Annotated in this window: 23 protein-coding genes; 12 read left to right on the top strand and 11 right to left on the bottom strand. The window is 65.2% G+C overall.

The genetic code is table 11. The features are described 5' to 3' along the window. Nucleotides 1-144: 144 nt before the first annotated feature. From NFH97_RS13920 to NFH97_RS13905, 4 genes are all read right to left on the bottom strand, one after another. Nucleotides 145-903: an SDR family oxidoreductase gene (locus NFH97_RS13920; RefSeq protein ID WP_045992034.1), complete on the bottom strand. Its 759-nt coding sequence runs from the start codon at nt 901-903 to the stop codon at nt 145-147. A gap of 123 nt (nt 904-1,026) precedes the next feature. Then, entirely contained in the window at nt 1,027-2,133 is a 1,107-nt protein-coding gene (locus NFH97_RS13915; RefSeq protein ID WP_045992035.1) for an alkene reductase, read from the bottom strand. Nucleotides 2,134-2,418: 285 nt separating this feature from the next. Beyond that, nucleotides 2,419-3,003 (bottom strand): TetR/AcrR family transcriptional regulator, encoded by a 585-nt coding sequence (locus NFH97_RS13910; RefSeq protein WP_108132469.1) that lies wholly within the window; start codon nt 3,001-3,003, stop codon nt 2,419-2,421. Nucleotides 3,004-3,141: 138 nt separating this feature from the next. Beyond that, on the bottom strand, nt 3,142-3,699 hold the full coding sequence (locus NFH97_RS13905) for a DJ-1/PfpI family protein (protein ID WP_045992037.1): 558 nt from the start codon (nt 3,697-3,699) through the stop codon (nt 3,142-3,144). Between the two features lie 175 nt (nt 3,700-3,874). On the opposite strand from NFH97_RS13905, the gene NFH97_RS13900 reads away from it, so the two are divergent. The 7 genes from NFH97_RS13900 to NFH97_RS13870 all read left to right on the top strand — a co-directional run bounded on the left by NFH97_RS13900 (nt 3,875) and on the right by NFH97_RS13870 (nt 10,523). Beyond that, nucleotides 3,875-4,564: a hypothetical protein gene (locus tag NFH97_RS13900; RefSeq protein ID WP_349624970.1), complete on the top strand. Its 690-nt coding sequence runs from the start codon at nt 3,875-3,877 to the stop codon at nt 4,562-4,564. Between the two features lie 348 nt (nt 4,565-4,912). Continuing rightward, complete coding sequence (locus tag NFH97_RS13895; protein WP_222570125.1) at nt 4,913-5,839, top strand: LysO family transporter; 927 nt, start codon at nt 4,913-4,915, stop codon at nt 5,837-5,839. A gap of 339 nt (nt 5,840-6,178) precedes the next feature. After that, complete coding sequence (locus NFH97_RS13890; protein WP_349624969.1) at nt 6,179-7,306, top strand: LacI family DNA-binding transcriptional regulator; 1,128 nt, start codon at nt 6,179-6,181, stop codon at nt 7,304-7,306. Nucleotides 7,307-7,454: 148 nt separating this feature from the next. After that, on the top strand, nt 7,455-8,894 hold the full coding sequence (locus tag NFH97_RS13885) for an ATP-binding protein (RefSeq protein ID WP_349624968.1): 1,440 nt from the start codon (nt 7,455-7,457) through the stop codon (nt 8,892-8,894). Further along, entirely contained in the window at nt 8,891-9,598 is a 708-nt protein-coding gene (locus tag NFH97_RS13880; protein WP_045994066.1) for a response regulator, read from the top strand. Before NFH97_RS13885 ends, NFH97_RS13880 begins: the two co-directional genes overlap by 4 nt. A gap of 237 nt (nt 9,599-9,835) precedes the next feature. Beyond that, a complete protein-coding gene (locus NFH97_RS13875; RefSeq protein WP_348814726.1) occupies nt 9,836-10,222 on the top strand; it encodes a type II toxin-antitoxin system RelE/ParE family toxin in 387 nt (128 codons plus the stop codon). Next, entirely contained in the window at nt 10,203-10,523 is a 321-nt protein-coding gene (locus NFH97_RS13870; RefSeq protein WP_108132465.1) for a helix-turn-helix domain-containing protein, read from the top strand. The genes NFH97_RS13875 and NFH97_RS13870 overlap by 20 nt, the downstream gene beginning before the upstream one ends. A 281-nt stretch (nt 10,524-10,804) precedes the next feature. Here NFH97_RS13870 and NFH97_RS13865 read toward each other — a convergent pair whose 3' ends face one another. Further along, nucleotides 10,805-12,328, bottom strand: coding sequence for a DUF3360 family protein (locus tag NFH97_RS13865; RefSeq protein ID WP_349624967.1), 1,524 nt, complete (start codon nt 12,326-12,328; stop codon nt 10,805-10,807). A gap of 291 nt (nt 12,329-12,619) precedes the next feature. On the opposite strand from NFH97_RS13865, the gene NFH97_RS13860 reads away from it, so the two are divergent. Next, nucleotides 12,620-13,531, top strand: coding sequence for a helix-turn-helix transcriptional regulator (locus NFH97_RS13860; protein ID WP_349624966.1), 912 nt, complete (start codon nt 12,620-12,622; stop codon nt 13,529-13,531). A 27-nt stretch (nt 13,532-13,558) separates the two neighbouring features. Here the strand turns inward: NFH97_RS13860 and NFH97_RS13855 are convergent, their stop codons facing one another. Continuing rightward, nucleotides 13,559-14,155, bottom strand: coding sequence for a LysE family translocator (locus NFH97_RS13855; protein WP_349624965.1), 597 nt, complete (start codon nt 14,153-14,155; stop codon nt 13,559-13,561). A gap of 279 nt (nt 14,156-14,434) precedes the next feature. On the opposite strand from NFH97_RS13855, the gene NFH97_RS13850 reads away from it, so the two are divergent. The 3 genes from NFH97_RS13850 to NFH97_RS13840 all read left to right on the top strand — a co-directional run bounded on the left by NFH97_RS13850 (nt 14,435) and on the right by NFH97_RS13840 (nt 18,047). After that, nucleotides 14,435-15,061: a hypothetical protein gene (locus tag NFH97_RS13850; RefSeq protein WP_108448263.1), complete on the top strand. Its 627-nt coding sequence runs from the start codon at nt 14,435-14,437 to the stop codon at nt 15,059-15,061. Nucleotides 15,062-15,477: 416 nt separating this feature from the next. Then, nucleotides 15,478-17,523, top strand: a complete 2,046-nt coding sequence (betT, locus tag NFH97_RS13845; protein WP_124803252.1) for a choline BCCT transporter BetT — start codon at nt 15,478-15,480, stop codon at nt 17,521-17,523. 176 nt (nt 17,524-17,699) lie between these two features. After that, nucleotides 17,700-18,047, top strand: coding sequence for a DOPA 4,5-dioxygenase family protein (locus tag NFH97_RS13840; protein ID WP_349624964.1), 348 nt, complete (start codon nt 17,700-17,702; stop codon nt 18,045-18,047). Nucleotides 18,048-18,050: 3 nt separating this feature from the next. On the opposite strand, the gene phnX is transcribed toward NFH97_RS13840, so the two are convergent. The 3 genes from phnX to exaC form a co-directional block, all read right to left on the bottom strand. Continuing rightward, entirely contained in the window at nt 18,051-18,884 is an 834-nt protein-coding gene (gene phnX, locus NFH97_RS13835; RefSeq protein ID WP_213229178.1) for a phosphonoacetaldehyde hydrolase, read from the bottom strand. 148 nt (nt 18,885-19,032) lie between these two features. After that, the gene (adhP, locus tag NFH97_RS13830; RefSeq protein ID WP_349624963.1) at nt 19,033-20,061 is read right to left on the bottom strand and encodes an alcohol dehydrogenase AdhP; all 1,029 of its coding nucleotides are present in this window, start codon (nt 20,059-20,061) and stop codon (nt 19,033-19,035) included. A gap of 189 nt (nt 20,062-20,250) precedes the next feature. Continuing rightward, nucleotides 20,251-21,771 carry an acetaldehyde dehydrogenase ExaC gene (gene exaC, locus NFH97_RS13825; RefSeq protein ID WP_045994075.1) on the bottom strand — a complete coding sequence of 507 codons (1,521 nt, stop codon included), beginning with the start codon at nt 21,769-21,771 and terminating at the stop codon, nt 20,251-20,253. A 147-nt stretch (nt 21,772-21,918) separates the two neighbouring features. Here exaC and NFH97_RS13820 point away from each other — a divergent pair, with 147 nt between their 5' ends. Beyond that, nucleotides 21,919-22,617 carry a response regulator gene (locus tag NFH97_RS13820; protein WP_108132455.1) on the top strand — a complete coding sequence of 233 codons (699 nt, stop codon included), beginning with the start codon at nt 21,919-21,921 and terminating at the stop codon, nt 22,615-22,617. A 35-nt stretch (nt 22,618-22,652) separates the two neighbouring features. On the opposite strand, the gene NFH97_RS13815 is transcribed toward NFH97_RS13820, so the two are convergent. After that, a complete protein-coding gene (locus NFH97_RS13815; protein ID WP_231498611.1) occupies nt 22,653-24,065 on the bottom strand; it encodes an ATP-binding response regulator in 1,413 nt (470 codons plus the stop codon). Then, on the bottom strand, nt 24,049-25,254 hold the full coding sequence (gene nosP / locus NFH97_RS13810; RefSeq protein ID WP_349624962.1) for a nitric oxide-sensing protein NosP: 1,206 nt from the start codon (nt 25,252-25,254) through the stop codon (nt 24,049-24,051). Before nosP ends, NFH97_RS13815 begins: the two co-directional genes overlap by 17 nt. Nucleotides 25,255-25,327: the final 73 nt, after the last annotated feature.

Below are 25,327 nucleotides of genomic sequence, written 5' to 3'. Positions count from 1 at the left end.
CACCGCCGGGTTCATTGATGCAGTAAAGATACACAAGCCTAGCGAAAAATAGCGTCAGACGAAGCACCTTGGAGCGACCTGGCGTATTGCGCCGCGGCCGGACTGGCGTCTCCCTGGACGGCGACGCCAGTCGATCGCCAGTCCTTACAGCTCCTGGCGAGTGGGGCGCAGGATCAGTTCGTTGACGTCGACGTCCCCCGGCTGCTCTACCGCAAAAGCGATCGCCCGCGCCACTGCATCGGCATCGATGGCCAGTGTGTAGAGCTCGTTGACCCCCTCGGCGGTCTCATCATCGCTGATCGTCCGAGTCAATTCGGTGTCGATCGCGCCAGGAGAGATATTGGTCGCGCGAATCTCGCCATTGGATTCCTGACGCAGGCCCTCGGTCAGCGCCTTGACCGCGAACTTGGTCGCGCAATAGACCGACGCGGCGGGGAACACCACATGCCCGGCGACCGAAGACAGATTGATCACGTGGCCTTCGTGCTGTTCGCGCATGGTCGGCAGCACCGCGGCGATACCGTAGAGCACGCCCTTGATGTTGACGTCGACCATCTGCTCCCACTCGTCGACCTTGAGCTTGTCCAACGGCGAAAGCGGCATCAGCCCGGCATTGTTGACCAGCACGTCGATGCGCCCGAATTCGTCGCGGGCGAGCTTGGCCAGGGCCTCGACCTGCTCACGGCTGGTCACGTCGGTGACACGGTAGACTGCCTGTCCACCGTCAGCCTTGATGTCGTCGCACAGTGCCTTGAGGCGGTCCTCGCGACGCGCGCCAAGCACCAGGCGTGCGCCGCCCTTGGCCAGGCGCTTGGCGGTGGCCTCACCCAGCCCACTGCTGGCACCGGTGATGATCACGACCTTGTCCTTGATACCGTCGGTATTCAGGTTGTTCACGTCCATGCTGTCCTCCTGTCGGGCCGCCAAGGCCCCTTGAAATGTTCCAGATCGATGACGTTGGCAAGACGGCGAACCGCTTGGCGGTCATCGAGAAAAAGATGTCATCGCGCCAGCGATCTTCAAGCGCTAGCGATCTTCGAGAAACGGGTAGTCGGTATAGCCTTTTTCATCGCCGCCGTAGAAGGTGTCGTAGTCCGGCTCATTGAGCTCTGCTCCGCGACGAAAGCGCTCCGGCAGGTCCGGATTGGCGATGAAGGGACGACCGAAGGTCACAAGATCGGTCTTGCCGGCGGCGATGCGCTCACGTGCTTCCTCCGCGGTGTAGGCGCCATTGGCGATATAGACACCGCTGAAGCGCTCGCGGATGGCGCTGATGATCGACTCGGGGCGACCGTTCTCGTGGTTGCCCTGGAAGGAATCTTCCACGACCTCGAGGTAGGCGATGCCGATCTCGTCGAGCGCGGCGGCGAAGGCCGGGAAGGTCTCCTCGGGCTTCTGGTCGTGGACATCGTTGAAGCTGCCGGTGGGACTGATGCGCACCCCGACACGGCCCTTGCCCCAGACGTCGACCACCGCACGCACCACTTCGAGAGGCAGTCGCAGGCGGTTTTCCAGGCTGCCACCGTAGGCATCGGTGCGCGCGTTGCTGTCGGACTTGATGAACTGATCGAGCAGGTAGCCGTTGGCGGCGTGCACCTCGACGCCATCGAAACCGGCTTCGCGGGCGTTGATCGCCGCCTGGCGGTACTGCTCGACGATGCCTGGAAGCTCGTCGGTGTCGAGCGCACGCGGGGTCGGCACTTCGACCATGCCGGACTCGGCGCTGATGAAGGTCTTGGCGCCTTCAGGCTTGATCGCCGAGGGCGCCACCGGGTCGGCTCCACCGGGCTGCAGCTCCGGATGCGAGATTCTTCCCACGTGCCATAGCTGGGCGTGCATACGACCGCCGGCGTCATGCACGGCGTCGGTGACACGGCGCCAGCCAGCGATCTGCTCCTGGCTATGGATGCCCGGGGTAAAGGCGTAACCCTTGCCCTGGGGCGAGATCTGGGTGGCCTCGCTCAGGATCAGGCCCGCGCCGGCCCGCTGACGGTAGTACTCGACATTCATCGCCTGGGGCACGTCCCCCGGTTGGGCCGCGCGAGAACGGGTCAGCGGCGACATCAGCACTCGGTTTGGCAGGGTGATGTCACCGAGGACCTGCGGGGTAAAGAGGGGATCTTGCTCGCTCATGGAAATCTCCTGTCGTGAAGCTGATACCACGAGGCGCTGCGGCCTCAGCGAGGATGCACGGCTGCACGGTGGCTGGCGCTTCGTTGGCTCGTCGCCAACGGCTGCCCAAGGTGTTCGACTAACGTCTTAGCGAATGTTCAGCCCTTACCGTACAATTCATGCATCACATATCAAGCAGTTTTGTACAAAAATAGAGGCTTTTATAGACCAGTCTATTATTACTTAGGGCCAAGAAAACGGCAGGGGAATCGAGGACCCACCCTGCCACGCCTTCACCTCGATGCGTTAGCGTTTGATACAGGCCAGTAAGGTATTCTCGAATTCGGTCAGTGGCTCACAGGTTCTGGCCATCTTGGAGCGCAGCAGCGCCCCCTGCCAGCCCGCCAGAATAAAGGCCGCCATGGCCTGGGGCGTGATGTCGTCACGCACGCTGCCGTCGGCCTGGCCTTCCTTGAGGCAGCTGGTGAAGTAGCCTTCCCAGCGCTTGAAGATGGCGTCCAGGGCATCGCGCAGACAATCGCTCTGGGATGACATTTCCTGGCCGAGGGTACCGATCAGGCAACCCCGGGTGTGGCCGCACTCGGCCATCGCCTGGCGCACGTCTTCAAAATAGTGGCGCAGGCGCGCAACGGGGGCGTCGTGGGAATTCACCAGCAGCGCCTGGAAGCGCTCGTCGTAGTCTTCGGCGAACACCTCGACCACGGCAAGGCCGAAGGCCTCCTTGCTGGAGAAATAGTGGTAGAAGGAACCCTTGGGCACGCCAGCAGCCTTGAGCACCGTATTGATGCCCGTCGCCGTATAGCCGTGCTCGGCAAAGGTGTTCATGCCGACCTGTATCAACAGGTCACGTGTAGGAGCCTTGGTTGTCATGCCCCAGACACTAGACCAGTCGTCTAGTCGTCGTCAAGTGGCTTTCTGCCAAGAGCCCAGCGGCCAGGTTTCCAGGGGGACTGGTCTCACTCCTGGCCTGGGCCTGTACCCAGGCCAGAAGGGGCCGGACTGGCGGGCCTACAGCAATTCGTTGAGCTGGCGCAGCCACTCCGGGTGCGCGGGCCAGGCCGGCGCGGTCACGAACTTGCCGCAGGTGATGGCGTCGGTGACTTCGATGTCGACGAATTCGCCACCCGCCAGGCGTACCTCGGGGGCGCAGGCGGGATAGGCCGAGATACGATGTCCAGACAGTGACACCGCCGCCGCCAGAAGCTGGGCGCCGTGGCAGACAGCGGCCACCGGCTTCTCGCTGTCGACGAAGTGGCGCACCACTTCCAGCACGCGCTCGTCCAGGCGCAGGTACTCCGGCGCTCGCCCACCGGGGATGACCAGGGCGTCGTAGTCGGCCAGAGTGATGTCGGCGAAGGTCTCGTTTAGCGCGAACAGATGCCCGGCCTTTTCGGTGTAGGTCTGGTCGCCCTCGAAGTCATGGATGGCGGTCTTGACCTTGTCGCCTTCCTTCTTGTCGGGGCACACCGCATCGACACGATGCCCCATGGCCTGCAGCGCCTGGAAGGGCACCATGATTTCGTAGTCCTCGACAAAATCTCCCGCGAGCAGCAGCAAACGTGCCATGTGGCAAACTCCTTGGTCATTGAGGGGCGGCGCAGGGTCATGATGGCGACCATGCTGTAATGCAGCGTAACCACTGGACCGTGCTTCTGCCAGCCCGCCGGGGAACCTTCAGGGCGCACCGGCCTCCCAAGGTGACAGCTCGTTTCCATATGCCACTCAAGCAGCGGACGCTACTATGCCCAGCAACTCCATCGCCTACCGCTTGCCGTCTCTTCGCCCGCGCCTCGCGGCGGGGCTGCTATGGCTACTGTTCTTGCTGCCGTTTGCGGCACAAGCCGCATCGATGGCCAGCTTCGATGCCCGCTACCACCTGTCGGTGGATGGCTGGCCCGATGCCACCGTGCACCATCGGGTGTACCGCGAAGGCGATCACTGGCGCAGCGACATGCGCGCCCAGGTGGCCATCGCCGAAGGTCAGGAAACCGCGCGCTTCGCCGAGAACGGCGACGGCTTGCGTGCGCTGGGCTATTCCAGTGGCTATCGTCTGCTGGGCATCGGCAAGAGCTACCGACTGGACAACCGTCAGCTACGGCGTCACCCCGACCGTCAGACCGCACTGGTGGATCTGTCACGTAGCGTCCAGCGAGAGCGCTGCGCCAGCGGCTGCGAGATTCACTATCTCGATCACAAGGGCGACATCGAGACCCTGGTCGCAAGCCCTCTGCCCACCGCCGCCATCGACGTGAACGGGCGCATGGTGGACGCCCTGCGGGTCCGCCTGGTCGAGCCCGGCAAGGACGACCGCCACATGGTCGTGGCCTTCCACCCGGACCTGCCCGGCCTGCTGCTGGGGGTGGACTACATCAAACGCGGCGAGCGGGTCAGTCGGCTGAGCCTGACCTCCTTGGCCACTTCCAACAACTGAAGCTGCTCCGTCTCTCCCTTCCTCGGGCGCCTTTTTGCGCGCTTGGTCAGGCGCTCGTTCAGCCGCCCTGCCTCACCACCATCCGGCCTTCCGCCCCGCCGAGGCCGGCGGCTCGTTGCCAGGATGCCTTGTCGGCGTCCGGGGTAAGGCGCCGATCTTGCCGACCACTGACGCTTTGGTCGTCTTTTCTCCCTTGTGAAACTTGCATAGAGTATTGCGCTTTTGGTCGCGCCGTTGACCACCGATTTGTCCTGCTCATCCTCGACGCACGGGCTCACGAGCGCAGCAATTCATCGATGCGGTGCCTGACCGACACGCACCGCCTCCATCGAGCAAGGAAGTTCGTTCATGTTCACCGGTCTGTTGATCGTGCTGCTGCCGCTGGTGCTGGGCTATCTGGTGCCGGTACGCCGTGCAAGCGTCATGGCCTGGATCAATCGCGGCGTCAGCGCATCGATCTACCTGATCCTGCTGTTGATGGGGGTGAGCCTGGCGGGCCTCCCCGACCTGGGCACTCAGCTGTCGCGCATGGGCGGCCAGGCGCTGTTGCTGTTCGTGGTCATCTCGGCCTTCAACCTGGCCGCCCTGTGGTGGCTGTCGCGTCGACTGCGCCTGGACCTTGGCGAAAAACGCGTGATCGACGGCGCCCCGACCAGCAAGCTGGCGGCCATGGCGGGTTCGTTGTCACTGGTCGGGGTGGTGATCGCCGGACTGGTCATCGGGCTGATGCTGGTGGGACGCTGGGGGACGACGCCCTTCGAGCTGGCGGAACACCTGGCAGAATGGGTGCTCTACGTATTGCTGGCGCTGATCGGCTGCCAGCTGCGCAACTCCGGCATGCCGCTCAAACAGATCCTGCTCAATCGTCATGGCCTGTTCATCGCCATGACCCTGGCGGCAAGCTCGCTGATCGGTGGCCTCGCCGCTGCACCGATGCTCGGGCTCGCCTGGAACGAGGGCCTGGCCATGGCCTCGGGCTTCGGCTGGTACTCGCTGTCCGGCATTCTGATCGGCGAACACCTGGGTCCGGCGCTGGGCGGCGTCGCCTTCTTCAATGATCTGACCCGGGAACTGCTGGCCTTCGTACTGATCCCGCTGGTCATGCGACGCTACGCGCCCCTGGCAATCGGCTATGGCGGTGCCACCTCGATGGACTTCACCCTGCCGGTGATCCAGCAGCACGGTGGCGTGCGCTGCGTGCCCATCGCCGTGGTCAGCGGCTTTATCCTGTCGCTGCTGTCACCACCACTCATTTTGTTTCTGGTCGCCCTATGATGCCGGGTCACGACAACCACTCATTCAGCGCTTTATGGTGGCCCTATGATGCCGGGTCGCAACAACCACTCATTCAGCGCTTTATGGTCGCCCTATGATGCCGGATCACGACAACCACTCATTCAGCGCTTTATGGTCGCCCTATGATGCCGGATCACGACAACCACTCATTCAGCGCTTTATGGTCGCCCTATGATGCCGGGTCACGACAACCACTCATTCAGCGCTTTATGGAAGCACTCTGATGCCGGATCACGACAACCCCTCATTCAGCGCTTTTCGGTAGCGCTGTGATGCTGGAATAAGATGCCCGGTTGTGCTGCCAAGCCGTGACGCCTGGTGGCCCAGCGCTTTATGCTGTCGAGTGCACGCAGCAAGGAAGACAAGCCCGTGGTGAATCCTGAGGACCGCCCCATCACCCTGAAGAATCTGGCCCAGCGACTTGGGGTCTCTACGGCCACCGTCTCCAACGCCTTCAATCGCCCCGACCAGTTGTCTCGCGCCCTGCGCGAGCACATCCTCGAGGAGGCCCGACGCCTGGGCTACCGCGGCCCCGACGCCAGGGCCCGCAGCCTGCGCACCGGGCAGTCCCGCATCGTCGCGGTGGTGCTGGCAGAGACCCTGACCTACAGCCTCAACGACGCGGTTTCAAGCGAGCTTCTGACCGGCATCACCGAGGTGCTCGACGCCCACGGGCACACCCTGCTGCTGCTGTCGGGACGTCAGCCCGAATCTCCCCGTCACGCCGACGCACTCTGTCATCCGGGCTCCGCCAGCATGGCCGACGGCTTTGTCGTCTATGGTCTGATGCCCGGGGATCGGCTGATCAACGAGCTGCCGGCCCAGCGTCCACTGGTCGGGGTGGATTTCCATATCGATGCCCGCCCCACCGTCCATATCGACAACGAACCGGCCTGCCACGCCATCGCCTGCCACGCACTGAAAAAACGTCCACGGCGGGTCGGCATCCTCAGCCTGCGCTTGATCGATGAATCCTACAATGGCCCGGTGAGTGCCGAGTATCGCTGCCTCGATGCCCATCGCACCATCACCCGCTCGCGCCTGGACGGTTTCCACCGCGCCCTGGACGAACACGACATCGACCCCACCGGCGTCCCGGTGTGGAACATCGACGAGAACACCCACGCGGTCTGCGCCCCGGTGATCGAGAAGATTCTCGACCTGCCGGCAGAACAGCGCCCGGATCTGCTTTTGTGCATGTCCGACCGCATCGCCCTGACCGTCCTGACCCTGGCCGAACAGCGTGGCATCCGCGTCCCCGAGGACCTGCGCCTGACCGGCTTCGACGGTATCGAAGAAGGCCAGTACCGAGCCCCACGACTGACCACCGTGCGCCAGGACAGCATCGAGAAGGGGCGCGTCGCCGCGCGCATGGTGCTGGGTCTGGAACCCGCCGAGAACCGCCTATTGGGAACGCGACTGCTGATCGGGGAAAGCTGTCCCTGACGGTCTGACCGCTACGGACTGAGGTGATCGCTCGACTCATCCGTCGGCGAAGGCTGCACAAAGGTTTCACCGTTATTGGCGCCTTTTTGGCGCCGACGATGGCATGCTGTGTTCATCTTTTTCGCCATTTCGGTCAAGGAATCGTCGCATGTCCGCGAAACGCCTGTTTCGCCCGGCCTTCTCACGCTTGGGTCTGAAGCTCTTCGTCATCATCCTGGTGGTCAATGTGGCCATCGCCGGGCTGGTGTTCGTGGCGATTTCGCGCAGCCTCGACCAGGGCTTCATCGAGTACCTCGACCGCTCCCAGACCCAGCGCGCCGAGACCCTGGCGGAAGGCCTCGGCGAGGCCTGGGCGCGACGCCAGAACTGGCAGTGGCTGCGCCAGTCGCCGCGCGCCTGGCACCACCTGGTACGCCGCCAGCTTTGGCCCGGCGACAACCTGCCGCCGATGAGCATCGAAGGCGACCTGGGCGACCCCAGGGACTTCGTGCTCCATGACGAAAGCGGCCTGCCGGTGATCGGCCTGCCCCCGGACAAGGACGACATGGCCGCCGAACTGCGCTGGCTGCCGGTGATGAGCGCGGGCCGCCAGGTCGGTACCCTGGGCTATCGCCCACCGGAACAGTTGATGGCACGCATGGACCGGCTGTTTCTGGCCCAGCAGCAACGCAACCTGACCATCATCGTCATCGCACTGGCGCTGACCTCGCTGCTGCTGGCCGCCGCCCTGTCCTGGTGGATGGGCCGACGCGCCCGCGGCATGGCGCTGGCCACCCGCCGGCTGACCGAGGGCGACTACAGCATCCGTCTGCCGGAGCGCGGTCGCGACGAGCTGTCCAGCCTGTCCCACGACTTCAATGTGCTGGCGGAAACCCTGGAAGCCAGCCGTGAGGCACGTACCCGCTGGGTTTCCGACATTGCCCATGAGCTGCGTACCCCACTGGCGGTGCTGCGCGGCGAGATAGAAGCGATGCAGGACGGCATTCGCGCCCTCGACCAGGACAACCTGCGCTCGCTGTCCCAGGAGGTCGGCCAGCTAGAGCGCCTGGTCGCCGACCTGCGCCTGCTGTCCCAGAGCGACGCCGGCGCACTGGAAGTCCAGCTCGCACCGCTGGACCTGGGCGAGCAACTGGCCACCCGGCTGGACGAAGCCGAGGGCTGGCTTGCCGATCATGGCCTGACCCTCGAGCACGATATTCAAGACCCGGCGTGGATTCGCGGCGACCTGCAGCGCCTGCGCCAGCTATGGAACAACCTGATCGACAATACCTGCGCCTACACCCAGGCGCCGGGGCGACTCAAGGTATCGCTGCGGCGTGAGGCCGACGACTGGGTGCTGCGCTGGGAAGATAGCGCCCCCGGGGTGCCGGTCAACGAACTGCCGCGGCTGACCGAACGCCTCTACCGGGTGGAAGGCTCGCGCAACCGTTCAAGCGGCGGCAGCGGCCTGGGGCTGTCCATCGCCACCGCCCTGGCCCGCGCCCACGACACCGACATGCGCCCCTCCCCTTCCGAGCTTGGCGGGTTATGCTGGACCCTGCGTTTTCCGGCCCTGCCGGACCATCAGCAGCACGAGGACGATGAATGAACGACACCGACGCCAGTCTCGACGACATCCTGATCGTCGAGGACGAACCCAAGATCGCCCGTCTGGTGGCGGACTACCTGGAGGGCAGCGGCTACGCCACCCACCATATCGACCACGGCGACCAGGTGGTCGGCTACCTCAGCGAGGCCGAGTCGCGCCCCAGCCTGGTACTGCTGGACCTGATGCTGCCTGGCACCGACGGCCTGACCCTGTGCCGCGAGATCCGTCAGCGCTGGCCCGATATCGCGGTGGTGATGCTGACCGCCCGAGTCGAGGAGGTCGACCGCCTGCTGGGCCTCGAACTGGGTGCCGACGACTACATCTGCAAGCCGTTCAGCCCGCGCGAGGTGGTCGCCCGGGTCAAGGCCGTGCTGCGCCGCAGCCAGGCACACCAGCAGGACAGTGAAGCCAATCACGACCTGGTGCTGGACGAAAGCGGCTGGCGCGCCCTGGCCGACGGACAGGACCTGGGCCTCACCGCGGTGGAATTCCAGCTGCTCAAGGTGATGATGCACTCGCCGGGTCGAATCTTCGCCCGCGAGCAGTTGATGGATCACATGTACCGCGACCACCGCATCGTCTCCGAGCGCACCGTGGACAGCCATATCAAGAAGCTGCGCAAGAAGATCGCCGATATCTGGCCCGAGCGGGAGATCATCCGCTCCGTCTACGGCGTCGGTTACAAGTACCAGCCGGAAGAGTGATCTCCGGGGCTGCCTGTCATGGCAGCCGTCCCTCCGCAGCCGTCCCTCGGCAGCAGTCCCTCGGCGGCTGGACATCGCCCGGCCGCTCTGCCTTTCTCTTTTTCTGCTTGATGCCCCGCGTCTTATGCATCGAAAAGGAGACACTGCCCTGCAACGCCCTGCTGCAGGCAGGACAGTTGCTGCGGGCCGCATGATGTCACACTATGTAGTACACTACGAATGGCAAGGACACGGCCGGTGAGGATCTTCAAGAACGCCTGGTTTGAACGCTTCGCCAGAAAACAGAAACTTGACGCCGCCGCGCTGCGCGACGCTATCCAGCGAGCGGAACGGGGCTTGATCGATGCTGACCTGGGCGGAGGCGTGATCAAGCAGCGGGTAGCTCGTCCCGGGCAAGGCAAGTCAGGCGGCTACCGCACGATCATCCTCTACCGCCAGGCACACCGAGCCTTCTTCGTTTACGGCTTCGCCAAGAGCCAACAGAGCAATATCAGCGACGAGGAAAAGGTTGCGTTCAAACGGGCCGCCCAACACATCCTCGAGCTGTCAGAAGAGCACCTGGTCGAGTTGATTCATAAGGGGCATTTTTTGGAGGTGGAAGACGATGGCGAAGAAATACCGTAGCGAAGCGATGGCGGCGATCCATGAAACCATGGAAGCTCTGCACGAGGTAGGCGCCGTCGACAAGCAAACGATGCGCGACTTCGATGAGAGCTGCCTCACCACTGTAGAAATGATTTCCCCCGACGCCATCAGAGCGCTGCGCGAGCGCGAAAATCTTTCTCAGTCTGTCTTCGCTCGCTACCTCAACGTCAGCAAGAACCTGGTCTCAGACTGGGAGCGCGGCGTGAAGCGTCCTGGAGGGCCCGCGCTGAGGCTACTGGCAGTCATCCAGAAAAAAGGCATTCAGGCCATCGCTTGCTGAGCGCGCCTCTCCATTCCTGCCGGTGGAAGGGCCACTTGCGTGGAGAGGCGAATCGAGCACCGTACTCAGGGGGGCCGCCATATATCACGTTGTGCCCTCTGTCACGCTGCCATGGCCGTAATCGAGAGCCCCTTCTATCTGTTTCGCCTCGACTGACGGCAGGCCCGAAGATTCAGTCGCCAGCACCAAGCAAGCCGGTCGGCTAAGTGTCTCGACCAACTCACCAATAACGCAAGAGGCCGCCCTTGGGCGGCCTCTTGCGTATGGCACTTGCGGCCTATCTAGAACAGCGCGGGAATCCCGTACTGTCCCTCGAACATGCCCACCGCCAGCATGGCGAACAGACACACCGCCAGCACCGAGGCGGGGATGATCAGACGGTCGGCCAGCGACAGCCGGGTGGCGCGTTCGCGATCACCGATCCAGCCGTTGTTGTCGAGCAGCATGGTCACCGCCCAGGCCAGCACCGGGTTGGTGACCGCCGCGGCGAACAGGCAAACGCCGGCGGCCTGGGCGTCGCGGCTTTCCTTGATCATCTGCACGCCGGCCTCGAGCATCGGCAGGAAGACTCCGACCAAAAGCGCCACGCACATCACCGGCGGCCACACCGCCACGTCCATGGGGAAGCCGAGGATGGCGATGGCGATGGTCAACAGCCCCAGCAAAATGGCGCCGGCGGGGATTGGCCGCTTGGCGATGGCCGCCGGGATCATATAGGTGCCCCAGGACGAGGTGATATTGCCACCGCCGAGGGCGGTACCGACCACCTGACGCAGCGAGCACATCGTCATGGTGTCGTCGACGTCCATCAACACCCGATCGGTACCCTTGGGATAGTTCATCTCCTGGAAGATGCGATGACCGAGAAAGTCCGGTGACCACATGGCAACCGCCAGGATCGCGAACGGCAGCGAGGCGATGAAGTGCTGCATGTTCGGCAGCCCCAGCATCCAGCCGCGGTCGGTGCTGCCCCACCAGTAGCTCGGGCTGAGCGGCGGCAGGCCGGTCTCGGTGGTGAACTCGAGATCGAAGCCCGCTCCCAGCGCCAGCGCCACCACCAGGCCGGTGACCGCGCAGGCGGGAATCGCCAGCCAGCGCTTGCCCAGCCGCGCCAGCACGGCGTACAGCAGGATATTGACCGCCAGCACCACCAGAGCGACGTAACCCATCTGGCCCTCGAGCCCCATGCCCCACGCCTTGAGGCTACCGATCTGGCTCATGGCGCCGGAAAAGCCGAGAAAGATCAGCAGGCCACCGGCGGTGCCCTGGGAGGTCAGGTTGACCAGGCGCGAGCCGCCCTTGACCCAGGAAAGGCCGAGGCCAAAGGCGCCGATCCACAGCGCCAGGGCCAGCGGGTGGGCACCGGCAAGGGCCATGCTGGCGATCAGCGGAATCATCGGGCCGTGATTGCCGGCCAGGTTGGCACGCGGATTGAAGATACCTGAGCCCAGCACGCAGAACAGCAGGACCGGCAGCAGCATCTCCAGGCGCGAGACGGCGATGGCGAACTCGCGCCCCAGGGTGACATCGGGCCATGCGGCGGACAGGCCATTGGCCCAGGACATCATCACCGCCGAGTACATGGCGATGATGCCGATGGTGCCAGCGATGGCCGGTACCAGGTCCTCGAGTTCGAAGTGGAAGTCCCGGCCGATCAGATTAAGACCATAGCGCCGGGGACGCATGATCTTGAGTTCATGCTCGAGGTAGTCGGAACGGCTGGCAAATTCGCTGGCATCGCGGTGCATCTCGCGATAGCTGGGGGCCTCGCCGGCCTCCCGGGTGGACGTCACGGTGTCTGTCATGTGGATCTCGATGTCTGAGGTGACGCTGCTGTCCGATGCCGAGCCAAGTCCCCCTGACCGTTCGTCGAATTGACAGCGCGCCTTGAAAAAAGATGACAGACCTTAACAATGCCCCCCGCGGGCCTCGTTGACGGCTATCAGGCTTTGGCCTCGCCAAGGGTTGCGACGCCAAAAATGCCTGACAAACTCCCCTCTCCCTTGATCCAGCGCAGGCGTCTCTTGCCTGGCATCCCAGGATCGACGAGAGTGAAGACCTCGGCGCAGCCACGGCGTCTTGCCAGGAAGACCGTCATGCCCCCCAGGATCGCTGCCACCTTTTCCCGCTACCTGCGCGACCCGCGGATGCCCCAGGTCGAGGCGCGCCGGGTCAGGGGCGGGCACCGGCTCAGCCACGCGCCCCACAGCCACGACACCCACTCGCTGGGCGCGATCGTCCAGGGCCACTCGAGCTTCCTCAACCGCCACCGTACCCTCGAGGTGCGCCAGGGAGACGTGGTGCTGATCAACCCCGGCGACGTCCACGCCTGCAACGCCTTGAGCGAGCGAGACTGGGGCTACGACATGCTCTACCTGGACAGCGCCTGGCTGACCGAGCGCTGCGGCCTCGACGGCGACGACGGCGCGGTGTTCTCGGCACTGACGACGCAAGACGCCCACCTTCACCAAGCCATCCGCCTCGCCACCGACGCCCTTGCCGATGGGGATGCCAGCCTGCTTGAGCGCGAGACCGTGCTTGAGCGGCTCGCCGAGCGCCTGACAGGCCTGCTCGACCTGCCGGCGCGAGGCGAGGCAGAACACGGCGCGCCTCCCGAGCGACTGGTGCGCGTCTGGGAGCGGCTTCACGACGACTGGCAGCAAGAGCTGCGCCTGGACGATCTTTGCGCCGCCGCCGAGTGCCGCGCCACCAGCCTGATCTCGGGCTTTCGACGTCACTATGCCACCACCCCCCATGCGGCGCTGATCGACCTGCGCGTGCGTCATGCCAGGCAACGACTGCGACGGGGCGATCCCATCGCTGCGGTCGCCAACGACTGCGGCTTCGCCGACCAGGCGCACCTGCAGCGCACCTTCAAGAAGCTGCTGGCCACCACCCCGGGGCACTATATCCAGGGCCAGATGCAGGATCAGATGCCAGGCCCGTTGAAAGGTCAGATGCCAGGCCCGTTGAAGGGTCAGATTCAGCACCTTAAGCAGCGCGCCTGACCGTCGTACCGGTGGCCGCAAGCTGCCTCACAGCAGCATCAGCGCGCCGCTGCAAATCAGCAAGGCCGCCAGCAGGCGCTGGAGGCCCCGCCGTCTTGCCTCGCACGACAGCCAGCCCCGGGCGTGTCCACCGAGCCACGCCCAGCCGATGGCGCTCGCCAGACAGACACTGCCCCAGACCAGGGTGAACAGCGCGATATCGACGCTTCCCCGTCCCGCCGTGAACAGTCCCAGCCCTGCCAACGAGGCGATCCAGGCCTTGGGGTTGAGCCACTGCATCAGCGCGCCGGTGGCGGGACCCGGCGGTTCACGCCGCTGGTCCGTGCCCCAGTCGCCTGCGTCGGTCAACAGGCGCCAGGCCAGCCAGGCCACAAAGCTCAGGCCCGCCAGGCGCACCAGCCACTGAAGCCCGGGCAGCGCCAGCCAGACACTCCCGAGCCCCGCGGCGAGCAGGCCCAGCAGCAGGGTGAAACCGCCGCTGGCACCCACCACCAGGGGCATCGCTCGGCGCCAGCCGTGACCCACGCCGGTGGACAGGATCAGCAGGTTGACCGGACCCGGCGATATCGAGGCCACCAGCGAGAAGGCGAAGATCGCCAGCAGTTCTTCCAGAGAAAACGTCATCACACATGCCTCACAGGATGGCGTTTCAGGCTGACGCGATGACGCCCTTCGGTATTGAAGAAAATTTCACCGGCGCCGACTCCTCGGCCTCGGCTCCACTGCCCCGCCGAAAATTCGAACCCTGCGTTGCACAAACTCGTCTGCGCTTGCCGCTTCTCTGCACATTGGCTGCATCAGCCTTGCACGAGCCAGGGTCAAGATGGATCACGTCAACAAGGGCATCGCCCGCCATAACGCCACGTCCTGTGACGAGGCATCAACGCTGAAGGAAGTCGACCCATGAAAATGACATTTGCCCGCAAGGCCCTGCTGTCCGCCGCTGTCTCTGCCGCCCTGCTGCCGGTCGCCATGACCGCGACGGCCTCGCCCGACCGCCCCGAAGGCCCGCGCCACGAAGGGGGCGAGATGCGCGCCGAGCTGTTTGACCGCGCCGGCATCGACGCCGAGACCCGCGAAGCCCTGAAGCAGGCCGCCATGGAGCACCGTCAGGAGATCAAGGAACTCAACGACGATTTCCGCGAGCAGCGCATGGAAATCCTCGGTGAAGACGGTGTCGCCGCCCTCGAACGTGCCCGCCACGAGCTGCGCGAGGAGCGCATCAACGCCCTGGTCGACAAGTGGGAGCTGTCCGACGACGAGCGCGAAGCGTTCAACGCCGCTCGCGAATCTTTCAAGGAAGGCGCCGAAGCGCTGAAGGCCCAGGAGTTCGAGAACCGCGAAGCCCGTCATGACGCCTGGCGCGAACTGATGTCCTCCACCCGTGACCAGCTGGCCGAGATCCTCGACGAGCGCCAACTGCGTGAACTGAAGCACACCATGATGCCGGGCCACGGCGACCACCCGCGCGGTGGTCCGGGTGAGCACCGCGCTCATGGTCCCGACAAGCATCACGCCCCCGAGGCCTGATATTGACGCCCCCGGTTCGGCCATAGGCGCCGCTCCGGGGGACCAGAAAGCCCTGTACCAACACGCCATTTCCGAGCCTCGGGCATGGCGTTTTCGTGCGCCCCCTGCCCGCCGTTTCTCCCCCTCGGGTTGAAAGATGCTCCCCATCTCTGTATTTTATTGAACGTTCAATCAATAAAATAACCGCGCGCCCCTGGCCGCGGTGGGTCGCCCAGACCCTTCGCAAGAGCCGCCCACAGGTGCCGAGCCACGATTCGGCCACTCCGCCATCATCATTTTGTTAATTGGTCGGTCAATTAACAAAATGGCGTAACGCTCACGGAAGCAGCATCAGGATGCCAGGACGGCATCGTGGAGAACGGCGATAGCCTCGCCGGGCAGGCTCTGTCTCACTTCATCCTCGAGGGAGCACGTGCATGTCACATCACGAGAGCGCCTCCCGCGATCGCCTCAACCCCGTCGTCTTTCACGGCGCGGTAGCCGGCATCGTGGTCTTTCTGTTCTTCACCATGACCTTCACCGAGCGGGCCGGTGCCCTGTTCGACAGCGGTCTTGCCTGGGTCAACGACACCTTCGGCTGGTACTACATGCTGGCCGCCGTGGCCTATCTGGTGTTCGTGCTGGTCATCAGCCTGTCCCGGGTCGGCAACATTCGCCTCGGCCCGGACCACTCGCGCCCGGAATTCTCGCTGCTGTCCTGGGCCTCGATGCTGTTCGCCGCAGGCATCGGTATCGACCTTCTGTTTTTCTGCGTGGCCGAGCCGCTGTCGCACTACCTGACGCCCCCGGACATGGCCCCGGAAAGCGCCGCCGCCCTTAGGCAGGCGGTGCCTCAGACCTTCCTCCACTGGGGCCTGACCGGCTGGGGCATGTACGTGCTGATGGGCATGGCACTGGCCTACTTCAGCTATCGCCATCGCCTGCCGCTGGCCATCCGCAGCGCCCTCTATCCGCTGTTGGGCAAGCGCATCTACGGCCCCATCGGCAACGCCGTCGATATCACCGCGGTGATCTCCACCGTGTTCGGCATCGCCACCAGCCTCGGTATCGGCGTCATCCAGCTCAACTACGGCCTGAGCTTCATGTTCGGCGTACCGGAAAGCCTGTCGACCCAGGTGGTGTTGATCGTGCTGGTGGTGATCCTGGCGACCATCTCGGTGGTCACCGGCGTCGAGAAGGGCATTCGCCGGCTGTCCGAGTTCAATATGCTGCTGGCCGCCGCCCTGCTGCTGTTCGTGCTGTTCCAGGGTGACACCCTGGCGCTGCTCAACGCCCTGGTGCTCAACGTCGGCGACTACTTCAGTGGCTTCGTCGGCAAGAGCTTCGACACCTACGCCTTCGCCGGCAGCGACGCCCAGCAGTGGAAAGGCTGGTGGACCATCTTCTTCTGGGGCTGGTGGATCGCCTGGACGCCCTTCGTCGGGCTGTTTCTGGCGCGCATCTCGCGCGGGCGCACCATTCGTCAGTTCGCCCTTGGCGCCCTGCTGATTCCGCTGGGCTTCATGATGGCGTGGATGTCGATCTTCGGTAACGCCGGCATCGACATGGTCGCCAATGACGGCCTGGCGGTGCTCGGCGAGCAGGCGCTGGCCACTCCCCAGACCACCATCTACACCTTCCTCGAGCAGTACCCCTACATCGGCGTCACCGCCTCGGTGGTCACCCTGCTCGGAGTGGTATTCTTCGTCACCTCGGCGGACTCCGGCGCCCTGGTGCTGGCCAACTTCACCTCGATTCTGCGTGACGTCAACCACGACGCGCCGATCCGCCTGCGCATCTTCTGGGCGGCGGTGATCGGCCTGATTACCATCGCCCTGCTGATGGCCGGCGGCCTCGACGCCCTGCAAAGCGCGGTGGTGATCACCGCCCTGCCGTTCTCGCTGGTGATGTTCGCCATCATGGTGGGACTGGCCCGGGCCCTGCGCACCGAGAAGGAAAAGGCCGACGCGCGCAAGCTGGTCGCGGCCAGCGGCGAAGGCGGCAACTGGAAGGAACGCCTGGATCGGGCGCTGGACACCTCCAACCGCGCCGGTGCCGAGTCGACCATGGAGCACGCCCTGCGCCCGGGCCTGAAACAGTTCGTCGAGGAACTCGAGCGTCGCGGCCAGTCGGCCACCCTGAGCGAAGAGCAGATCGAGGGCGAACCGCTGCCGCGGCTGACCCTGCAGGTGGACTTCGAGGCGATGCAGAGCTTCGTCTACCAGGTCCGCCCCCATCGCATGCGCACGCCGAGCTTCCTGCCGGCGGACGATGACTACTACCTGCGCCTGGACGTGCATCTGGCCGAAGGCGGTGTGGGTCAGAACCTCAATGGCTACACCCGGGGTCAGGTCATCGATGACGTGCTCGGCGAGTACGAGCGCCACCTGCAGTTCCTGGCCATCGCCCGCCAGGGCACGCCGACGCCGGCCATGCCGGGCTTTATCGGCGAGCCACCCCAGGGCACGACCCAGGAACCCTGAGCGTGACCCGGCAAGGTCGTCACCGACGACGCCGGAGCAAGTGACAGCGGCGGCCCCAGGGCCGCCGCTTTGGTATGTAACGCTGGTGGGCAGGCGGGCGTGACACCGCGATTGCCATGCATCGCCAGGGACGCGATCCTTGTCGACGTCATCAGCAGAGCGCCCAGGAGAGTCCCATGCCCGACGTCGAGCAGATTCGCTACTACCACGCCCACCTCTACTACGACGATGCCGAAGGGCTTGCCCAGGCCAGGACCCTGGCCGAGCAATGCCAGGCGCGCTTTGCCGTTCAGGTGGGGCGTTTTCATCAACAACCGGTGGGGCCGCATCCGCGCTGGAGCTGCCAGCTATCCTTCGCGGCCGAGGCCTTCGGCGAAATCGTGCCCTGGCTCGCCATCCATCGGGGCGAGCTGGACATCTTCGTGCATCTGGGCACCGACGACGACCTCTTCGACCATACCCAGGGCGTCATCTGGCTGGGACGCAGCCACGCACTCGACCTGTCCGTTTTTTCCCCGAGCTGACCTTCACGAGGCCTGGGGTCGCTCGCCCCGGGCGAGCCGAGCCGCGATCTGATCCAGCACACCGTCAAGCTCGGCGACGCTTGCGATCAGGTAGTGGGGGCGACAGGCGCTCAGTCGCTCGGCTACGTGGCGCCGGCGCCGCTCGAGCGCGTCCGGCGGGGTCGCTTGGTAACCCTCGAGATCCAGCCCCATGGCGTTGCCGGTATCGGTCACCGCCACCGTCCACATGCCGGCGGCGCGCCCCTCCTCGATGCCGGGAGCGGTATCATCGACCTTGACGCAAGCCGCCACATCGCCGATACCGAGCGCCACCACATTGGCCAGCGCCTGAGCCGGCCCGGGTCGCCCGCGCACCACCTCGTCACCGGCGACGGCGTGGTCCACCTCGAGCTCCGCCTGGCGCGCCGCACGGCGCACCGGCGCCAGCACCTCGGCGGGATAGCCGGAGCAGGAACCGATCTTGAGTCCTCTGCCCCGCAGCCCCGCGAGACATTCCCGCGCGCCGGGAATCGGCGCGGAATGCTCGGCCACCTTGGCCACCTGCAACGGCATGAACCGCCGATAGAGCACGTCGACGTCCTCGTCGCTCGGCGAGTGGCCACAGGCCTGGCGAAAACGCTCGGCGATGTCGGGCAGATCGCACAGGGCGCGGATATGGTCCCACTTGCTCATGCCCATGGGGCCGCGGGCTTCGTCGAGGCTAACGGCCACACCGATCTCGGCGAACACCTCGACAAACACCTGGGTCGGGGCGAAGGAGCCAAAGTCGACCAGGGTCCCGGCCCAGTCGAAGATGACGGCCTCCAGGGCCAGAGGAACGTGATGGTCGGTACTCATGCGGTCGGCTCCTTGCGGGTTCGAGATGCCATGGATGGTGCCGCGACACCAGCGTAGGCAAGGATGACAAGGACATCACATCAAGATGACAGGGCAGCGACACCCGGTGTCGCCGCCCTGCTGTATCGGTCGCTGCTGCTCAGTCAACTTAGCCCTGCATATCGAGCACCACCCGGCCCTCGATCTTGCCATCGATCATGCGGCCGAAGATGTCGTTGATATTCGCCAGACGGTCGGTGGACACGGTGGCCTTGACCTTGCCTTCACCGGCAAAGTCCAGCGCCTCCTGAAGGTCCTGGCGGGTACCGACGATGGAGCCGCGCACGGTGATGCCGTTGAGTACGGTATCGAAGATCGGCAACGGGAAGTCTCCTGGCGGCAGGCCGTTCAAGGCGATGGTGCCACCACGCCGGACCATGCCCTGGGCCTGCTCGAAGGCCTTCGGCGAGACCGCCGTGACCAGGGCCCCGTGGGCGCCGCCGATGTCCCGCTTGATCGCCGCCACCGGGTCCTCCTTCAAGGCGTTGACGGTGACCGTGGCGCCGAGCCGTCGTGCCAGCTCCAGCTTGTCGTCGGCCACGTCCACCGCCGCCACGTTCAGGCCCATGGCCACTGCGTACTGCACCGCCATATGGCCAAGACCACCGATGCCAGAGATCACCACCCACTGCCCCGGGCGGGTATCGGTCATCTTCAGGCCCTTGTAGACGGTGACACCGGCGCACAGTACCGGGGCGATCTCGACGAAGCCGACGTTGCTCGGCAGATGGCCGACGAAGCCGGCGTCGGCGATGGCGTACTCGGCGAAGCCACCGTTGACCGAGTAGCCGGTGTTCTGCTGGGACTCGCACAGGGTCTCCCAGCCACCCAGGCAGTGCTCGCAGTGGCCACAGGCGCTGTAAAGCCAGGGAATCCCCACCCGATCGCCTTCCTTGACGTGGTTGACGCCTTCACCCACCGCGGCAATCTCGCCGACGCCTTCGTGTCCAGGAATAAACGGCGGGTTGGGCTTGACCGGCCAGTCGCCGTGGGCGGCGTGCAGGTCGGTGTGGCAGACCCCGGAGGCGGCGATCTTGACCAGAACCTCGCCCCTGGCGGGGCGCGGCACCTCGACCTCCTCGAGGGTCAAGGGCTGACCGAACTGACGAACGACGGCGGCTTCCATGGTGCTTTGCATTGTTGTGCTCCTTGCCCTGATCCGGGCAAAAAGGGTCTCTATCCGCCCGCTATCAAGGAAGGACGGTACAGAGGAGAAAGGTGTCCGGGGACACCCGGTGAACGGTAGCGGCGCTGAGAGTCAAACGGCGTCAGGCCGCTGGGGTGAAGCTTCCCGGGCCCGGTGGTACCGGGCCCGGATCGACTCCCGTTAGAAGAAACCGAGGGGATTGGTGTCGTAGCTCACCAGCAGGTTCTTGGTCTGCTGGTAATGCTCGAGTGCCATCTTGTGGGTCTCGCGACCGACGCCGGACTTCTTGTAGCCACCGAAGGCGGCGTGGGCGGGATACTGGTGGTAGCAGTTGGTCCATACGCGACCGGCCTGGATACCACGCCCCATGCGGAAGGCCACGTTGATGTCACGACTCCAGACGCCGGCGCCAAGACCGAATTCGGTGTCGTTGGCAATCGCTAGGGCTTCTTCTTCATCCTTGAAGGTGGTCACCGCCACCACCGGGCCGAAGATCTCTTCCTGGAAGACGCGCATCTTGTTGTTGCCCTTGAGCAGCGTCGGCTCGATGTAGTAGCCGGTGTCCAGATCGGCATTGAGCTTGGCCTGGTTGCCACCGGTCAGGAACTCGGCGCCTTCCTCCCGGGCCACGTCCATGTAGGACATGATCTTGTCGAACTGCTCCTTGGAGGCCTGGGCGCCGACCTGAACCTCGGTGTCCAGCGGGTTGCCACGCTTGATGGTGGTGACCCGCTCCATCACCTTGGCCATGAACGGCTCGTAGATGCTCTCCTGGATCAGCGCCCGCGACGGGCAGGTGCACACCTCACCCTGGTTGAAGAAGGCCAGCACCAGCCCCTCGGCGGCCTTGTCGATGAACTCCGGCTCGGCGTTCATGATGTCGGCGAAGTAGATGTTGGGCGACTTGCCGCCAAGCTCCACGGTAGAAGGAATGATGTTGTCGGCAGCGCACTTGAGGATGTGCGAGCCCACCGGGGTGGAACCGGTAAAGGCGATCTTGGCGATGCGCTTGCTGGTGGCCAGGGCCTCCCCCGCCTCGGCGCCGAAGCCGTTGACCACGTTGACCACGCCGGGAGGCAGCAGGTCACCGATCACCTCCATCAGCTTGAGGATCGAAGCCGGGGTCTGCTCGGCGGGCTTGAGCACCACGCAGTTGCCGGCGGCCAGCGCAGGCGCGAGTTTCCAGGTGGCCATCAGCAGCGGAAAGTTCCAGGGGATGATCTGGCCGACGACGCCGAGTGGCTCGTGGAAGTGATAGGCCACAGTATTGGCGTCGATATCGGCGGCGGTGCCTTCCTGGGCACGAATGCAGCCGGCGAAGTAGCGGAAGTGGTCCACCGCCAGCGGAATATCGGCGTTCAGGGTCTCGCGCACCGCCTTGCCGTTGTCCCAGCACTCGGCCACCGCCAACGCCTCCAGGTTGGCCTCGATGCGCTCGGCAATCTTCAACAGGATGTTGCTGCGCTCGCCGGCGGAGGTGCGCCCCCAGGCCGGCGCTGCCCCATGGGCGGCGTCCAGCGCCTTGTCGATATCCTCGGCACCGGAGCGGGGGATCTGGCAGAACACCTGGCCGTTGACCGGGCTTACGTTGTCGAAGTACTGACCCTTGACCGGGGCGACGAACTCGCCGCCGATATAGTTGCCGTAGCGCTCGTCGAAGCTGACCACGGCGTCGGGTTGTCCGGGGTTGGCGTAGATCATGGCGTGTCTCCTTGGAAAGGATGTTGTAGTTGTCTGCCACTCCAGTCTTGGTCAGGAACCTGGCTTGCGACATACTGCCCTGGCAGGAGAGCGCCTCCTCCTTCGGTAGGAGACCGACCAAGGACACAGACAACCGGGACGCCAGACATGCACAGCCTGATGGTGGCTGACGATCACCCGCTCTTTCGCGACGCCATTGCCGCGGTCATTCAATCGGGCCTGCCCGGCACCGAGCTGCGCGAGGCGGACTGTTTCGCCGCGTTGACCAGCGCCCTCGACGCCGACGACGACGTCGACCTGGTACTGCTGGACTTGAATCTGCCCGACGCCTCGGCCCTGGACGGACTGCGCGAACTGCGCCGGGCCTTTCCGGCGGTGCCGGTGGCGGTGCTGTCGGCCGAAAGCGAGCGCGCCACGGTGCTCGGCGCCCTGGATCTGGGCGCCATCGGCTACCTGCCGAAGTCCACGCCACGCCCGGACCTGCTGGCGGCGATCAAGCAGATCCTCGACGGCCAGATCTATCTGCCCGCCGAGATCATGCGCCGCCCGGCCGAGGCCTCGAGTGCCCCGCCTGTGACGCAGGGGGCGACACAGGGGATGACGGGTCCAGCCGATGCCGGTGCACTCGAGCAACTGACGGTCAAGCAGCTCGAGGTGCTGTCCCTGCTGATTCGCGGCGCCTCCAACAAGGTCATCGCCCGCGAGCTCGATATCGCAGAGACCACGGTCAAGACCCACGTCTCGGCGATCCTCAAGAAGCTTGGCGTCGGCAGCCGCGTCCAGGCGATCCTGGCAGCCGACGAGCCCACCCTGCTGGCCTGCCTGGCCAGGCGGCGGGCGCGCTAGAAGGCAGAACGTCTCGCTGACCAAGGCAAGACGGCTCAACCGGCGTCGAGCAGGTGTATCAGTGCCTGACGCAGGCGCAGGGGCTTCAGCGGCTTCAGTAGACAGGGGAAGCCAAGCTCACGACAACGCCGCTTGATCTCGGCGTCGTGGTTGGCAGTGATCAGTATCGGGGCCAGGTCTACATGAGAGCCGGCCAGGCGCTGCGCCAGCGCCAGGCCATCTTCTTCGTCGCTGGACAGGTGGTAGTCGATCATCACCACCGTTGGCGACGGCCTATCCATGCCCTGTGTCTCGTGGCGCTCGGCCAGGCTCTGTTCCAGTTCAACCACTCGCGACGCCAGGCGCGCCCGACATCCCCAGCCACCCAGCAGCGCGCTCATGCCCTCGAGGATGGCGGGATCGTTGTCCAGCACCCATACCTCGGTACTCTGCAGTTGACGCGTGCCGGCCTGCTGCAGGGTCGAGGCCGACGGGGCCACCGCACGCGCCGGGCGAGCGCAGGGCACGCTTACCGAGAACTGGGCGCCCTGGCCGGGTCGGCTATTGAGGGTAATGGGATGATCGAGCAGGCGGGCGATGCGATCGACGATGGCAAGCCCCAGTCCCAGCCCGCGCTCCTGCCCCGGGGCTGCGGCGTTGCCCCGGCGAAACTCCAGAAAGATCTCGTCGCGCCGAGCCTCGTCGATGCCCGGGCCGGTATCCCCCACCAGGATCTCGAGCCAGTACTGCTGGCCTACCCGACGTCTGCGACAGCCGAGCAGCACCCGCCCCGACTCGGTGTAGCGCACGGCGTTGGACATCAGGTTGCGAATCACCCGGGCCAGTAGCGCCAGGTCGGACTCGACCCAGGCAGAACTCGGCACATAGCGAAACGCCAGCCCGCGGGCGCCGGCCATCTGACGAAATTCCTCGGCGAGCGCATCCAGCAGCTGCGAGACGGCGAAGGGGGCCACATCCGGGGTCAACACCCCGGCATCCAGCCGCGAGATGTCGACCAGGGTCCCCAGCAGCAATTCCACGTCGCTGAGCGAGCGATCGATACGCTGCACCAGGCGACCGGATTCTTCCGGCAGCTTTCGCTCTTCCAGGGCGCTGGCAAACAGCCGCGCGGCGTTGAGCGGCTGCAGCAGGTCGTGGCTGACCGCCGCCAGGAAGCGGGTCTTGGAGGCATTGGCGGCCTCGGCGTCGCGCCGGGCCTCCTCCAGACGGGCATTGGTTTCGGCCAGTTCATCCAGGGTACGGTGCAGGGTCTCGGTGCGCTCGCGCACCTGCTCGGCGAGCAGCACCGCGTGCTCGAAGGCACCATAGGGTGCCCCGCCCGCCCCGGCGGACTCGACCCGCTCGATCAGCGCCTGGCAGATCCGGCGTAACCGATGGTTTTCCTCCAGCAGTTCCTGTTCCAGTGCACTGCTGGCGCGATCCTGCCTTGGCTCACCGACCAGATCCAATCGCCACCCCCGTGAAGGTCTGGTTGATATGCATGCCGTGGTGCTGCTCACCGTAGGTGTTGAAGCCCACCACCGAGGCCTTGGAAAGTCGCTCAGAGGCGTCGCCGATCTGCTCGAGCGCCTCGAACTCCAGACGCCTGAGAAAGCAGTCACAGCCGATGATCAACTGCGGCCGCCCCAGCCGGCGCTGAAGGCCCCCCAGGGTATCGTCGAGGGCCTCGAGAATCGGCGTGCCGGCCATGGCGGTCAGCACGATGCCGGTCTCCACCGCGCAGTAGAAGCTGAGGCTACCGTCGGCGTTGGCACGCTGGATCGAGCGGACGTAGTAGGCGTCGCCCAGCTTGACCGCCAACGGGTGGCGGGCAAACACGCCCTCATCGAGCTCGCTTGGCAAGACACCGACCAGCCGGGCGTACTCGTCCACCGCGGGCAGGGCATTGAGCTCCAGCACACGCCGGCCCGCAGGATCGGCGCGGGTGACCACCAGCTTGTCACGGCGTGCCGCCAGGTGATGGGTCGAGAACACCTCGAAGGGATGGTGGGTAGTGATCAGCACCACCACCGCCGCCGCGCTGTGAAAGCGCCCACCGGCAAACACGTGGGTATGCGCCAGTCGGTTGTCGTCCCCGGCCGAGCCACCAAAGCTCGGGATACCACCCAGGGCGGCGTCCAGAGTGGTCAGCACCTGCTCTTCGCTGGCCGACAGCCCATCGAGCAGGGTCAGCGCGAAGGCCTCGCCATCCAGATGCCCCCTGGCGGTGGCCAGAAGAGACTCCACCCGACGCTGGGCGTCGATCAGGGAGACGCTCTCGAGGTCCTCGAGCAGGGTGGTGGCCACGCCAAAATGACGGCGATCGAACCCGATGGCGACGATGGACCCGCGCTCGTACCCCAGCGGGGTGATCTCACCCGCCGTGGTGCAACCCGCCAGCGGCAGCCCACCGAAGGTCGACTCCAGGGCCTGGGCCAGGGGGTCCAGCGCGTATTCGGCGCTGACGAAGAACAGCACGAAACCCAGGTCGGGATGATAGAGCTCGTGATGCAGCTCACACGCCGCCTGTTCAGCCTTAGGGTGGCGGCTGGCCGCCACCTTGAGTCCCAGCGACGCAAGCTCTTGTTGTTCTGGTGTAGGGCGCTCCCGCGCGGTGATGTCGCCTTCCACGCGGGGCGCCGTGCTCGCACTGCCCATGGGCTGTCCTCAAGATCCGCGGCAACGCCGCATGACCTGAGTGTAGGCGCGAGCAGTGGCCAGACTCAATGCG

It is taken from the genome of Halomonas sp. SCS19, assembly GCF_040147015.1.
Taxonomy (GTDB): domain Bacteria; phylum Pseudomonadota; class Gammaproteobacteria; order Pseudomonadales; family Halomonadaceae; genus Halomonas; species Halomonas litopenaei.
Note: the sequence above shows the minus strand (reverse complement) of the source record. Positions and strands in the feature narration are given on the sequence as shown.